The organism is Paraburkholderia terricola (assembly GCF_003330825.1).
Taxonomy (GTDB): domain Bacteria; phylum Pseudomonadota; class Gammaproteobacteria; order Burkholderiales; family Burkholderiaceae; genus Paraburkholderia; species Paraburkholderia terricola.
In genome coordinates this window covers 3,476,991-3,490,344 of sequence record NZ_CP024941.1, presented here as the reverse complement: position 1 = coordinate 3,490,344, position 13,354 = coordinate 3,476,991, and the positions used below count along the sequence as shown (strand labels likewise).

The following is a 13,354-nucleotide window of genomic DNA, read 5'->3' as shown; positions in this document are numbered from 1 at the left end:
CGACTCCAGGACTGAGACCCCGATGACAGCAACGCGGCGCGCGAGCCGGCCAGGTCCGGTGCGATGGATGTTTTATCTGGGCGCCGTGCTGGCGATTGCGTGGTTCGTGACGCAGGCGTTTTACTTCGCGCAGATCGCGGTGTGGAATTACGTTAATCCGCGCTCGACGGCTTTCATGCGCTCGGACGCGTGGCGGTTGTCGCGGGAACGGCCGGATCTTTCGATGCAGCGTACGTGGGTGCCGTACGACCAGATTTCGCGCAATCTGAAGCGCGCGATCATCGCTTCGGAGGACGCGAATTTCGCCAGCAACAACGGCTATGAAACGGACGCCATCTTGCAGGCTTGGGAGCGGAATAAGGCCAAGGGCAAGATCGTTCGCGGCGGGTCGACTATCACGCAGCAATTGGCGCGGAATCTGTTTTTGTCTCGGGAGAAGAGTTATATCCGCAAGGGACAGGAGTTGATCATTACGTGGATGCTCGAGAGCCTGATGGACAAGGAGCGCATCTTTGAGATCTATCTCAACTCGGTTGAATGGGGGAATGGGGTTTATGGGGCTGAGGCGGCGGCGCGCTATTACTACAAGACGTCCGCTAGTAAGTTGAGCGCGGGGCAGTCGGCGCGGTTGGCGGTGATGCTGCCGCAGCCCAGGTATTTTGATGAGCATCGCGGGTCTGGGTATTTGGCGCAACGCGCGAGGGTCATTGCTCGGAGGATGGGGGCGGCGGAATTGCCCGATTGAGGTTTTTTTGCCTGGTCGGCGGGTTTGGTTTTGGTTTTGGGGTTGGTTTTTTGGCCTTTGCTTGATTTGTTAGTGGTCTATTGGCGTTGCCCCTGTGCGGGGCAATGCTCTCAACTTAAGCCTCAAAGAGCTTGTAAACGAGGCATTGCCCCTGTAAACTTCATCGCATAACTCACTGATAAATCAACGATATGAACTCAAATACCAGCGTCCTCGCGGCTTCTGGCTGAGTTCTCCGATTTCCTGCTCGATCCGGCGCTCGCCGATCGCGTGCGTCGTTCTCCCACTGCCTTTACCCGCAATCGCACACTGACCTTGCCGCGCATGGCCGCGCTGATGATGTCCGGCATGTGCGCCAGTGTGCAGGCCGAACTTGACGCGCTATTCGGCGCACTGGGAAGCAGCGGCGGGCGCACCCGCGCTGTCAGCGCACAGGCCTTCAGCAAGGCGCGACGGGGAGTGTCTGCCGAACTGTTCGAACTGGCCCGCGCCCGCCTGATCTCGCTGGCCCAACCCCATATCGATTCGATGCGCTGGCACGGCCTGAGGCTGGTCGCCGCTGACGGTAGCCGCCTGCGTGTGGGCACGCGTCGCGGCCATGAACTGCGCGCCGATCACTACGCGTTTGCGCTGTTCCTGCCGGGTTCCGAACTGACCCTGCACGCTGCACTTCATCCCGCCGACGGCGGCGAGCGGCAGATGCTGTTCGAAGCCCTCGATGTACTGCAACCGCATACCGACCTGCTGCTGCTCGATCGCGGCTATATCGGCAACGCGATGGTGGCGGCGCTCGCACAGCGCGAAATCCCGTTCTGCATGCGCGTCGATGCGCGTAACTGGAAATGCGTCAGCGCCTTTATCCGCAGCGGTAAAGCCGAGCATGTGGTGACACTGGAAGCGCCCAGCGAACCGGATGCCCGCGCCTATGAACTGGCGCGTACGCCCACGACTGTGCGCCTGATCCGCGACGTCACGCCGGGCGGTCGCGTGCGTGTGCTGATGACCTCGCTGCTCGATGGCGGGCGTTATCCGGCGGCATCGTTCGGCGCGCTCTATCACCAGCGCTGGCGGGTCGAGGAAGCATTCAAACGACTCAAGCACCGGCTGCGGCTGGAAGCCGTCACAGGCCTCGATTACCTGGCGTTACAGCAGGACTTCGGCGCAAAAATCCTCGCCGACAACCTGTGCACACTGCTCAGCGATCTCGATGCGCCGCACGACGACAGACATGCCAGCCGTCCTAACCGGGTGTATGCACTGGGCGCACTCAAGCCCATCCTCGGCGCGTGTCTTCTGCGCATCCAGCGCTGTCTGGACGGCCTCGCCGGTGTGCTGGAAATGATCCACCAGACCCGATGCCGGATACAGCCCTCACGCTCCTATCCAAGACCACCCAGAAAAGCCAAGCCCCACTTCCATCTCGCGTACAAACTCGCTTGATGCAGCGGGGCTTAAGTTGAGAGCATTGCCCCGCACAGGGGCGACGCTAATAGACCACTAAGCCAGCAAGGAAAGGCCACCAGCAAGGAAAGGCCACCAGCAAGGAAAGGCCACCAGCAAGGAAAGGCCACCTGCAAGGAAAGGCCACCTGCAAGGAAAGGCCACCAAACCCAAAAGCCCACGGCAACCAAAAATCCCATTATCTGAATCCAACACTCACATATTGGAGCTTTCTCAAAAACCGCCCTACAATCCACCCCAAGACGCACCGCAGGTCAGAAAAGCCGCACCGCAGGTCAGAAAAAACCACGAACCTGACCGCAGGAAACAGCGACAGCAAAAGAAAACCGGAGACAAAGCCAAACCATGCCTAAGACTCAAAGGCAGCACCCCCGCGCCCGCCGCACGGCGAGCACAGAAGGCCGTCTCTCCGGCCCCGCGCTGTAAGCGCAAAAAACCACCGAAAAGCGAATCGCCATGAACAAAGCGATGCCCACTCACGCCGCGAGCGCGTCCGAAGCCGATCTGGCTCCGCAAGCCGACCACGCGAGCAGCGCTGCGCCGCAGCCGCAATCACAGCCGCGGCCGCAGCCGACCGCCGCCGCGAAAGCCCCGCGCCCCGTCGCGCAACCGGCCGTCGTCAACGAAATCGGGCTGCCCAGCACGCTGCTGGACATCACCCCGCAGCAAGCCGGCACCCAAACGCTCCTGCGCGGCTTGGCGATTCTGGAAGCGGCCGCCGCCGGCGTGCGCGATCTGCGCACCTTCGGCGCCGCGCTCGGCACGACCCGCAGCACCACGCATCGGCTGGTGAGCAGCCTCGTGCAGGCGCGCTATCTGCGGCAGGTGCAAGGCGGGTATCTGCTCGGCCCGAAGCTGATCGAACTCGGCACCATCGCGCTCGAACAGATGCCGCTCACCGCGGTCGCGCGACCGCATCTCGAATCGCTCGCGGAGCAGACGCTCGACACGATTCATCTCGGCGTGCGCGATGGCGACGACGTCCTGTACATCGACAAGATTCCCGGCACCCGTGGTCTGGAAATGCGCTCGCGCGTCGGTCACCGCATGCCGCTCGCGTCGACGGGGATCGGCAAGGCGATGATGCTCGACCTCGGGCCGGAGCTCTGGCAGTCGCTGTTCGAGGCATCGCGGCGCGCGCTCGCCGGCGTCAGCTTCAAGCCGGACAACCGGCCCGACGCGCAGACCTTCATGCAGCGCATGACTAACTACGCGGCCGGCGGCTACACCTTCGACCTCGAGGAAAACGAGGCGTCGATCCGCTGCGTGGCGGCGCCCGTGCGCGATGCGTCGGGCGCGGTGGTGGCGGCGCTGTCGGTGGCGAGCACCATTCCGTATATGTCGCTCGAACGCATGGACGAGCTGATTCCGGTCGTGCAGCGCGAAGCGCGCGCGATCTCGGAGGAACTCGGTTGGCGCGCACCTCAACCGGCAACCCGCAGGATCAAACGATGAAGCAAGCGGGTTCTCCCACGCCGGCAGCCAACCACGTTGCGGCAGGCGCCGCCGAGGCCAACGCCAACGCCCACGCCGCCCTGATCGCGCTCGACTGGGGCACGACCTCGCTGCGCGCGTATCTGTTCGACGCGGCGGGCAAGGTGCTGGCGACGCGCGCGTCGACGGCCGGCATCATGAATCTGCCGCGCAGCGCCGAGCAAGGCGGCTTCGACGCGGCATTCGACGACACCTGCGGCCCCTGGCTCGAACACGCATCGGCGCTGCCGGTGATCGCGGCGGGCATGGTCGGCAGCGCGCAAGGCTGGATGGAAGCGCCCTATGTCGATGCGCCGGCGAGCGCCGACGCGCTGGTGGCCGGCATCGTCCGCGTGAAGGCGGCGTGCGGCGCGACGCTGCATATCGTGCCGGGCGTCCTGCAACGCGGCGAGCTGCCCAACGTGATGCGCGGCGAGGAAACGCAGATCTTCGGCGCGCTCGGCGATGACGGCGATGACGGTGATTCCGCCGGGACCCGCAGGCGCGCGCTGATCGGCCTGCCCGGCACGCACGCCAAATGGGCGGTGGTGCAGGCGGGCCGCATCGAACGTTTTCAAACCTTCATGACCGGCGAAGTGTTCGCGGCATTGCGCGAGCACACGATCCTCGGCCGCACGATGGTCACGCCGGACCGTCCCGATACCGAGGCGTTCCTGCACGGCGTGAGCATCGCCCGCGAAAAAGGTCAGGCAGGCGTGCTCGCGACGATCTTCAGCGCCCGCACGCTCGGTCTCACCGGACAACTGACGCGCGAGCAGCAGCCCGACTATCTGTCGGGGTTGCTGATCGGGCACGAGCTGGCCGGCCTCGAGGCCGTGCTCAGGCAACAGCAAAACTCGCTCGCCGGCGAGAGCCTGCGTCTGATCGGCAATGAGGCGCTGTGCGAGCGCTATCGGCTCGCGCTGGCGCTCTACGGCTGCACGCAGGCGGAACTGGTGAAGCACGCCACCGAGCGCGGCCTGTGGCGCGTCGCCTCGCAGGCGGGGCTCGTCAATCCGGCGCCTCAGGCGGCGCGAGCCGGATAACCGGCAGCGCCGCCGTCCACGAAACAAGGAACCGACATGCAACCTCACATCAATCTGCCCGCTCCCTACATGCCGCACGCGGGTCTGATCGCGGCGTTCGAGGTGTGTCCGCTGATCGCGATCATGCGCGGCGTGACGCCCGCCGATGCGGCCGACCACGGCCAGGCGCTGTACGAGGCGGGCTTTCGCATCGTCGAGGTGCCGTTGAATTCGCCGCAGCCGTTCGACAGCATCGCCGCGATCCGCAAGGCGTTGCCGGCCGACGCGATCGTCGGCGCGGGCACGGTGCTGCATCCGAGTTTCGTCAACGACGTGAAGTCGGCGGGCGGCGAACTGATCGTCATGCCGCACAGCGATCCCGATGTGGTCATCGCCGCGAAGGCGCAAGGTCTCGCATGCGCGCCGGGCGTGGCGACGCCGAACGAAGCCTTCATCGCGCTGAAGAACGGCGCGGACGTGCTGAAGATGTTCCCCGCCGAACAGCTCGGCTGCCAGGTGGTGAAGGCCTGGCGCGCGGTGATCGCGGCGCAGGTGCCGCTGGTGCCGGTCGGCGGCATCACGCCGGACAACATGGGACCGTTTCTCAGCGCGGGCGCGAACGGCTTCGGCCTCGGCTCGGCGCTGTACAAGCCGGGTCAGAGCGCGGCCGTGACCGCTTCGCACGCGAAGGCGTTCATCAACGGTTTGCGCATCGCCCGCGCAGGCGCGAAGAAATGAATCGGCTCGCCGGAAAAGTCGCGTTGATCACGGGCGCCGGGCGCGGCATCGGCGCGGCGATCGCGCTCGCCTTCGCGCGCGAGGGCGCGGCGGTCGTGCTGGCGGAACTGAACCTCGAAACCGCGCGGCAGACGGCGCAGCGGATCGAGTCGGAAACCGGCGCGCGCGTGCTGGCGGTCGAGACCGACGTCACGCAAGCGGCTTCGGTGCGGCAGGCGGTGAGCGAGGCCGAACAGGCGTTCGGCGCGCCCGACGTGCTGGTGAACAACGCCGGCATCAACGTGTTCTGCGACCCGCTGACCATGACGGACGACGACTGGCGCCGCTGCTTCGCGGTCGACCTCGACGGCGTCTGGAACGGTTGCCGCGCGGTGTTGCCGGGCATGGTGGAGCGCGGCTCGGGCAGCATCGTGAACATCGCCTCGACGCATGCGTTCAAGATCATCCCCGGCTGTTTTCCGTATCCGGTGGCGAAGCACGGTGTGATCGGTCTGACGCGCGCGCTGGGTATCGAGTACGCGCCGCGCAACGTGCGCGTCAACGCGATCGCGCCGGGCTACATCGAAACGCAACTGACGCACGACTGGTGGAACGAACAAGCCGATCCGGCCGCGGCGCAACAGGCGACGCTCGCGCTGCAGCCGATGAAACGCATCGGCCGCCCGGAAGAAGTGGCGATGACGGCGGTGTTTCTCGCCTCCGACGAAGCGCCGTTCATCAACGCCACGTGCATCACCGTGGATGGCGGCCGCTCGGCGCTGTATCACGACTGAACGCGGCGGTGGCCGCACGCAACTGAAAGCGAAGCAGCAGCAAAACAGCAGCAAAACGGGCAGTAAAAAACGGGCAGTAAAACAAGCAACAAAGTTTCACCGGACGACGCGCTGGCCGCGTGTGTCACAACCGGTACAAGAAGACGCGGCCGATACCTTCTCGTTATCAATTAGTCAGGAGACACGCATCATGAAACGTAGAATTTTCCTCACGCTGGCAGCAGCGGCGGCGGGTGTGCTGTTCAACGCAACGGCCGCGCAAGCCGCCGATCCGGTGAAGATCGGCTTCCTCGTGAAGCAGCCGGAAGAGCCGTGGTTCCAGGACGAGTGGAAGTTCGCCGAAATCGCCGCCAAGGAAAAGGGCTTCACGCTGGTGAAGATCGGCGCGCCCTCGGGCGAGAAGGTGATGAGCGCGATCGACAACCTGTCGGCGCAGAAGGCGCAAGGTTTCGTGATCTGCACGCCGGACGTCAAGCTCGGACCGGGCATCGTCGCGAAGGCGAAGGCTCATAACCTGAAGATGATCACGGTGGACGATCGTCTGGTGGACGGCGCGGGCAAGCCGATCGCCTCGGTGCCGCACATGGGCATCTCGGCGTACAACATCGGCAAGCAGGTCGGCGACGGCCTCGCCGCGGAAATCAAGAAACGCGGCTGGGACATGAAGGACGTCGGCGCGATCGACGTCACCTACGAACAACTGCCGACCGCGCATGACCGCACCAGCGGCGCGACCGATGCGCTGGTCGCCGCCGGCTTCCCGAAGGCCAACGTGATCGCCGCGCCGCAAGCGAAGACCGACACGGAAAACGCCTTCAACGCGGCCAACATCGCGCTGACCAAGAACCCGCAGTTCAAGCACTGGGTCGCTTACGCGCTGAACGACGAAGGCGTGCTCGGCGCGGTGCGCGCAGCGGAAGGCCGCGGCTTCAAGGCGGACAACATGATCGGTATCGGCATTGGCGGTTCGGACTCGGCCTTGAACGAATTCAAGAAGCCGTCGCCGACGGGCTTCTTCGGCACGGTCATCATCAGCCCGAAGCGCCACGGCGAGGAAACCTCCACGCTGATGTACGACTGGATCACGCAAGGCAAGGCGCCGCCGGCCCTGACGCTCACGACCGGCATGCTGGCCACGCGTGAGAACGTCGGCGACGTGCGCGAGAAGATGGGCCTCGCGTCGAAGTAAGCGGTTCGACGCGCGGAGAAACGAACTGCCGGTGCACCCTTGTTCATGAAGTGCATGAAAGCGCGCACCGGCGGCGGCAACAAGCGATGAAGCGTTGAGGCAAACCGTGCGTTGAAGCATCCACGAGCGCTTCGACGCACGGTCACACGAATGGGATCTGAGTAGCGCTCAAGCGCCAGGTCAGGTAGGCATACAACTGTATGGGATAGAGGTAAGCGCTGAAGCGCTAGCTCCTGTCGACATACAACTGCATGGGACAGGAGTAAGCGCTAAAGCGCTAACTCCCGTCGACATAGGAGGCGAAGTGTCAGCGACGCTACGTTTTGACAATATCGGCAAGGTCTTTCCAGGCGTGCGCGCGCTCGACGGTGTGTCCTTCGACGTCAACGTCGGCCAGGTGCACGGCCTGATGGGCGAAAACGGCGCGGGGAAGTCGACCCTGCTGAAGATTCTCGGCGGTGAATATCAGCCCGATTCGGGCCGCGTGCTGATCGACGGCAACGAGGTGCGCTTCACCAGCGCGGCTTCGTCGATCGCGGCGGGCATCGCGGTGATTCACCAGGAACTGCAATACGTGCCCGACATGACGGTCGCGGAAAATCTGCTGCTCGGCCAATTGCCGAACTCGCTCGGCTGGGTCAACAAGCGCGAGGCGAAGCGCTTCGTGCTGGAACGGCTCGAAGCGATGGGCGTGGCGCTCGATCCGAGCGCGAAGCTGCGCAAGCTCTCGATCGCGCAGCGTCAGATGGTCGAAATCTGCAAGGCGCTGCTGCGCAACGCACGCGTGATCGCGCTGGACGAGCCGACCAGTTCGCTGTCGCATCGCGAGACCGAAGTGCTGTTCAAGCTGGTGCGCGATCTGCGCGCCGACAACCGCGCGATGATCTACATCTCGCACCGCATGGACGAGATTTACGAACTGTGCGACGCCTGCACGATCTTTCGCGACGGCCGCAAGGTCGCCTCGCATCCGACGCTCGAAGGCGTGTCGCGCGACACCATCGTCAGCGAGATGGTGGGGCGCGAAATCTCGGACATCTATAACTACTCGGAGCGGCCGCTCGGCGAAGTGCGCTTCGCCGCCAAGGGCATCGAAGGCCATGCGCTCGCGCAGCCGGCCAGCTTCGAGGTGCGGCGCGGCGAGATCGTCGGCTTCTTCGGGCTGGTGGGCGCGGGCCGCAGCGAACTGATGCACCTCGTGTACGGCGCGGATCATAAGAAGGGCGGCGAACTCGTGCTGGACGGCAAGCCGATCAAGGTGCGCAGCGCGGGCGAAGCGATCCGGCACGGCATCGTGCTGTGCCCGGAGGATCGCAAGGAAGAGGGCATCGTCGCGATGGCGACCGTGTCGGAGAACATCAACATCAGTTGCCGCCGGCACTATCTGCGCGCGGGGATGTTCCTCGATCGCAACAAGGAAGCGGAAACCGCCGACCGTTTCATCAAGCTGCTGAAGATCAAGACGCCGAGCCGCCGCCAGAAGATCCGCTTTCTGTCGGGCGGCAATCAGCAGAAGGCGATTCTGTCGCGCTGGCTCGCCGAGCCGGACCTGAAAGTCGTGATTCTCGACGAACCGACGCGCGGCATCGACGTCGGCGCGAAGCACGAAATCTACAACGTGATCTATCAACTCGCCGAACGCGGCTGCGCGATCGTGATGATCTCGTCGGAATTGCCGGAAGTGCTCGGCGTGTCCGACCGCATCGTCGTGATGCGCCAGGGCCGGATTTCCGGCGAACTGTCGCGCAAGGATGCAACGGAACAATCGGTGTTGAGCCTCGCCTTGCCGCAAAGCTCGACCGCGCTGCCAGGCACGGCGAACGCCGTGAGCCAGGCGGCCTGAACCTTATTTGGACGAAAGTCCGGCAACCCGTGGGGAACGGGAGGAGTATTCAAAATGCAAGCCAGAGAAAACCTCGCGCAACAGGCCGCCAAAAGCGCCGCCGAAGCGCTGATTCCGCAGCCCAACGATCGTGCGAAATGGTGGCAGCAAATCACCGAGTACAGCCTGATCGTGATCTTCATCGTGATGTTCGTCACGATGTCGCTGACCGTCGATCACTTCTTCTCGATCGACAACATGCTCGGCCTCGCGCTGTCGATCTCGCAGATCGGCATGGTCGCGTGCACGATGATGTTCTGTCTCGCGTCGCGCGATTTCGATTTGTCCGTCGGTTCGACGGTCGCGTTTGCCGGCGTGCTGTGCGCGATGGTGCTGAACGCCACCGGTAATACGTTCATCGCGATCGTCGCGGCGGTGTTCGCCGGAGCGGTGATCGGCTTCGTGAACGGCGCGGTGATCGCGTATCTGCGCGTCAACGCGCTGATCACCACGCTCGCGACGATGGAAATCGTCCGCGGTCTCGGCTTTATCGTGTCGCACGGGCAGGCGGTCGGCGTGTCGTCGGATACGTTCATCGAGCTGGGCGGCCTGAGCTTCTTCGGCGTGTCGCTGCCGATCTGGGTCACGCTGATGTGCTTCATCGTATTCGGGGTGATGCTCAACCAGACCGTGTACGGCCGCAATACGCTCGCGATCGGCGGCAATCCCGAAGCGTCGCGTCTCGCCGGCATCAACGTCGAACGCACGCGCGTTTATATCTTCCTGATTCAAGGCGCGGTGACGGCGCTGGCGGGTGTGATCCTCGCGTCGCGGATCACGTCGGGTCAGCCGAACGCGGCGCAAGGCTTCGAGCTGAACGTGATTTCGGCGTGCGTGCTGGGCGGCGTCTCGCTGCTCGGCGGCCGCGCGACGATTTCCGGCGTCGTGATCGGCGTGCTGATCATGGGCACGGTCGAGAACGTGATGAACCTGCTGAACATCGACGCGTTCTACCAGTACCTCGTGCGCGGCGCGATCCTGCTCGCCGCCGTGCTGCTCGACCAGTTGAAGAACCGCGGATCGCGCGACTAAACTCGCGATCAATGCTGCGACTCACCACTTTGTTCTAAAAGGAATCGAACGATGTCGTCTCCGGCCAATGCAAACGCCCGTCTCGCGGGGAACGTGTTCGCGCGCTACCCGAGTCTCGTCGACCGCACGGTGTTGATCACGGGCGGCGCGACCGGTATCGGCGCATCGTTCGTCGAGCATTTCGCGGCGCAAGGCGCGCGCGTCGCGTTCTTCGATATCGATGCGCAAGCGGGCGAAGCGCTCGCCGACGAACTCGGCGATTCGAAGCACAAGCCGCTGTTCCTGCCGTGCGATCTGACCGACATCGACGCGCTGCAAAAAGCGATCGCCGACGTCAGGGCCGCGCTCGGCCCGATTCAGGTGCTGGTGAACAACGCCGCGAACGACAAGCGTCACACGATCGGCGAAGTCACCGCCGCTTCGTTCGACGCGGGCATCGCGGTGAATATCCGCCACCAGTTCTTCGCGGCCCAGGCGGTGATGGAGGACATGAAAGCGGCCAACAGCGGCTCGATCATCAATCTCGGCTCGATTAGCTGGATGCTGAAGAACGGCGGCTATCCGGTGTACGTGATTTCGAAATCGGCGGTGCAGGGTTTGACGCGCGGTCTCGCGCGCGACCTCGGGCATTTCAATATTCGCGTGAATACGCTGGTGCCGGGCTGGGTGATGACGGAGAAGCAGAAGCGCCTGTGGCTCGACGACGCGGGCCGCCGCTCGATCAAGGAAGGGCAGTGCATCGACGCCGAGCTGGACCCCGCTGACCTCGCGCGCATGGCGCTGTTCCTCGCGGCGGACGACAGCAAGATGATCACCGCGCAGGACATCGTGGTGGACGGAGGCTGGGCGTGAGTGCGGGATCGCGTACCTCGCATCGCGCGGCGCTGCTGCTCGATACGAAATGCACGCTCGGCGAGGGCGCGACGTGGTGTGCGCAAACCGGCCGCTTCTACTGGGTCGACATCGAAGGCGCGCGCCTGTGGCGCCACGATCCGAGCGACGGCCGCACGACGTTCTGGCGCATGCCCGAGCGCCTTGGCACTTTCGCGTTGTGCGCCGATCCGCATTACCTGTTGCTAGGTCTCGCCACGCATCTGGCGTTCCTCGACCTGGCCACCGGCGAGACGCAGCGTATCGTCGACGTCGAACCCGGCCTGAACACGCGCGTCAACGACGGCCGCTGCGATCGCCAGGGGCGCTTCGTGTTCGGCACGAAAGACGAAGGCGCGCCGTTGCAAGCGATCGGCGGTTTCTACCGGCTGAACCGCGATCTCTCGCTGGAGCGTCTGCCGCTGCCCGCGCCGGCGATCTCGAACAGCATCGCGTTCAGCCCCGACGGCGCGACGATGTACTACTGCGATTCGCCGACTCGCGAAATCCGCGCCTGCGACTATCGCGCGGACGGCGGTGTCGCCAACGACCGCCTCTTCGCGACGCTGACGGACGCCACCGGCGAGCCCGACGGCTCGACCGTCGATCGCGACGGCGGCTTGTGGAACGCGCAGTGGGGCGGCGGGCGCGTCGTGCGTTATGGCGCGGACGGCGTGGAAACGGAACGCGTCGACGTGCCGACCACGCAGCCGAGCTGCGTCGCGTTCGGCGGCCCGCAACTGGGCACCCTCTACATCACGAGCGCGCGCATCGGGCTGGACGCGGCGGCGCTCGCGGGCGACGCTCGCGCGGGCGGCGTGTTCATCGCCACGCCCGCGCATCGGGGATTGCCTGAGCCGGTGTTCCAGGGCGCGCCCGCATAGCGCAGAATGACGCTGCCTCATTCGCGGGGCGGCGGCGCGGCGTGTCGATGCAGTGAATTTGAAAGCCAATCAGAAGTCGACGTCGCAAATCCGATGGCAGCACATCGGCAGCATGCAGTTCGGACCCAGAGGCGACCGGTGTAAAAAATCGCCCACAGCATCCGTCAGCAATGACGGCCACGTCCCACGCCTCTCGATGGAGCCAGATATGACTGTTGCGAATCTTGTTTCCTCTTCGTCCCAGAGCCGGCGCTCGCGACTCGCCGCCGCGGCCAATCCCGTGCTGGCGGGCCCCAGCACGTCGGCGGTGGCGGTCGGCGAAACCAGCGGCGGCGAACTCGCGTGCATCACGCTCGCCAACGCGCAGTTGCGTCTCGACGTCGCGCCCACGCTCGGCGGCGGCATCACGCGTTTCGACTGGCGCGACGACGGCGCGCTTACGCCGATTTTTCGTCGCTGCCGCCACCTCACCGCGGATACGCAGCCGAATGAACTGGCTTGCTATCCGCTGCTGCCGTATTCGAACCGGATCGGCGGCGGGCGCTTCACCGTCGCGGGACGGCGTGTCGACGTGCCGCGCAATCGCGCCGACGAACCGTTGCCGATTCATGGCGACGGCTGGCAATCCGCCTGGCAGGTGGCCGAGTCGGACCGCGAGAACGTGCGTCTGACGCTCGATCGTCACGACGGCAAGCCCTACGCGTTTCGCGCGACGCAAAGCTATACGCTGGACGGCCCCACGCTCGTCATCACGCTCGAAGTCGAGAACGCGGGCCGCGAGGCGCTGCCGTTCGGACTCGGCGTGCATCCCTTCTTCGTGCGCGACGCCGCTACCGAACTATCGGCCGCGGCCGGCGGCCTCTGGCTTTCCGGCGACGACTGGCTGCCGGTGCGCCACGTGCCGGCGCCGCCCGCGTGGCAATTCGGCGTGGCGTATCCGCTGCCGGACACCATCGTCAATCACGCGTTTACCGGCTGGAGCGGACAGGCGGCGGTGGTGTGGCCCAAGCGCCGCCTGTCGCTGAACATCGCAGCCGACACCGACTATTACGTGCTGTACACGCCGCGCGGTGAGGATTTCTTCTGTTTCGAACCGGTGGATCATCCGATCAACGCGATGAACCTGGCCGGCGGCGCGTGCGAAAACGGCATGACGTTGCTAGGACGCGGCGAGCGCTTGACGCGCACCTTTCGCTTCACGGTCGAACGCACGGGTTTGCGCTCGATGCCGGGCGCGCGCGGGTCGCGGCGGCGGCAGTAGGGCGGAGCGGGGCGAGAGGGG

The 13,354-nt window shown here is 64.9% G+C and carries 12 protein-coding genes; all 12 read left to right on the top strand.

Translation table 11 applies throughout. The features are described 5' to 3' along the window. Positions 1 to 22 precede the first annotated feature (22 nt). The 12 genes from mtgA (at position 23) to CUJ90_RS15570 (ending at position 13,333) form a co-directional block, all read left to right on the top strand. On the top strand, positions 23 to 745 hold the full coding sequence (gene mtgA / locus CUJ90_RS15625; protein WP_083086511.1) for a monofunctional biosynthetic peptidoglycan transglycosylase: 723 nt from the start codon (positions 23 to 25) through the stop codon (positions 743 to 745). A 270-nt stretch (positions 746 to 1,015) separates the two neighbouring features. Continuing rightward, positions 1,016 to 2,185 carry an IS4 family transposase gene (locus tag CUJ90_RS15620; RefSeq protein ID WP_244219930.1) on the top strand — a complete coding sequence of 390 codons (1,170 nt, stop codon included), beginning with the start codon at positions 1,016 to 1,018 and terminating at the stop codon, positions 2,183 to 2,185. Between the two features lie 477 nt (positions 2,186 to 2,662). Continuing rightward, positions 2,663 to 3,661: an IclR family transcriptional regulator gene (locus CUJ90_RS15615; protein ID WP_083083114.1), complete on the top strand. Its 999-nt coding sequence runs from the start codon at positions 2,663 to 2,665 to the stop codon at positions 3,659 to 3,661. Next, complete coding sequence (locus CUJ90_RS15610) at positions 3,658 to 4,725, top strand: 2-dehydro-3-deoxygalactonokinase (protein ID WP_083083116.1); 1,068 nt, start codon at positions 3,658 to 3,660, stop codon at positions 4,723 to 4,725. Before CUJ90_RS15615 ends, CUJ90_RS15610 begins: the two co-directional genes overlap by 4 nt. Before the next feature lie 36 nt (positions 4,726 to 4,761). Beyond that, positions 4,762 to 5,442 carry a 2-dehydro-3-deoxy-6-phosphogalactonate aldolase gene (locus CUJ90_RS15605; RefSeq protein ID WP_073429144.1) on the top strand — a complete coding sequence of 227 codons (681 nt, stop codon included), beginning with the start codon at positions 4,762 to 4,764 and terminating at the stop codon, positions 5,440 to 5,442. Next, the gene (locus CUJ90_RS15600; RefSeq protein ID WP_073429143.1) at positions 5,439 to 6,215 is read left to right on the top strand and encodes an SDR family oxidoreductase; all 777 of its coding nucleotides are present in this window, start codon (positions 5,439 to 5,441) and stop codon (positions 6,213 to 6,215) included. Before CUJ90_RS15605 ends, CUJ90_RS15600 begins: the two co-directional genes overlap by 4 nt. 190 nt (positions 6,216 to 6,405) lie before the next feature. Continuing rightward, positions 6,406 to 7,404 carry an arabinose ABC transporter substrate-binding protein gene (locus tag CUJ90_RS15595; protein WP_073429142.1) on the top strand — a complete coding sequence of 333 codons (999 nt, stop codon included), beginning with the start codon at positions 6,406 to 6,408 and terminating at the stop codon, positions 7,402 to 7,404. Between the two features lie 304 nt (positions 7,405 to 7,708). After that, positions 7,709 to 9,247, top strand: coding sequence for an L-arabinose ABC transporter ATP-binding protein AraG (araG, locus tag CUJ90_RS15590; protein ID WP_073429141.1), 1,539 nt, complete (start codon positions 7,709 to 7,711; stop codon positions 9,245 to 9,247). 54 nt (positions 9,248 to 9,301) lie between these two features. Further along, entirely contained in the window at positions 9,302 to 10,318 is a 1,017-nt protein-coding gene (gene araH, locus CUJ90_RS15585; protein WP_073429140.1) for an L-arabinose ABC transporter permease AraH, read from the top strand. Positions 10,319 to 10,369: 51 nt separating this feature from the next. Beyond that, a complete protein-coding gene (locus CUJ90_RS15580; RefSeq protein WP_073429139.1) occupies positions 10,370 to 11,170 on the top strand; it encodes an SDR family NAD(P)-dependent oxidoreductase in 801 nt (266 codons plus the stop codon). Further along, positions 11,167 to 12,072 (top strand): SMP-30/gluconolactonase/LRE family protein, encoded by a 906-nt coding sequence (locus CUJ90_RS15575; protein ID WP_114163165.1) that lies wholly within the window; start codon positions 11,167 to 11,169, stop codon positions 12,070 to 12,072. The genes CUJ90_RS15580 and CUJ90_RS15575 overlap by 4 nt, the downstream gene beginning before the upstream one ends. A gap of 208 nt (positions 12,073 to 12,280) precedes the next feature. Continuing rightward, positions 12,281 to 13,333, top strand: coding sequence for an aldose 1-epimerase (locus tag CUJ90_RS15570; protein ID WP_083083121.1), 1,053 nt, complete (start codon positions 12,281 to 12,283; stop codon positions 13,331 to 13,333). Positions 13,334 to 13,354: the final 21 nt, after the last annotated feature.

Coding starts and splice junctions, on each gene's coding strand:
- CUJ90_RS15580 (WP_073429139.1), top strand. CDS start 10,370: ATGTCGTCTCCGGCCAATGCAAACGCCCGTCTCGCGGGGAACGTGTTC.
- CUJ90_RS15615 (WP_083083114.1), top strand. CDS start 2,663: ATGAACAAAGCGATGCCCACTCACGCCGCGAGCGCGTCCGAAGCCGAT.
- CUJ90_RS15600 (WP_073429143.1), top strand. CDS start 5,439: ATGAATCGGCTCGCCGGAAAAGTCGCGTTGATCACGGGCGCCGGGCGC.
- CUJ90_RS15605 (WP_073429144.1), top strand. CDS start 4,762: ATGCAACCTCACATCAATCTGCCCGCTCCCTACATGCCGCACGCGGGT.
- CUJ90_RS15595 (WP_073429142.1), top strand. CDS start 6,406: ATGAAACGTAGAATTTTCCTCACGCTGGCAGCAGCGGCGGCGGGTGTG.
- CUJ90_RS15570 (WP_083083121.1), top strand. CDS start 12,281: ATGACTGTTGCGAATCTTGTTTCCTCTTCGTCCCAGAGCCGGCGCTCG.
- CUJ90_RS15610 (WP_083083116.1), top strand. CDS start 3,658: ATGAAGCAAGCGGGTTCTCCCACGCCGGCAGCCAACCACGTTGCGGCA.
- araH (WP_073429140.1), top strand. CDS start 9,302: ATGCAAGCCAGAGAAAACCTCGCGCAACAGGCCGCCAAAAGCGCCGCC.
- mtgA (WP_083086511.1), top strand. CDS start 23: ATGACAGCAACGCGGCGCGCGAGCCGGCCAGGTCCGGTGCGATGGATG.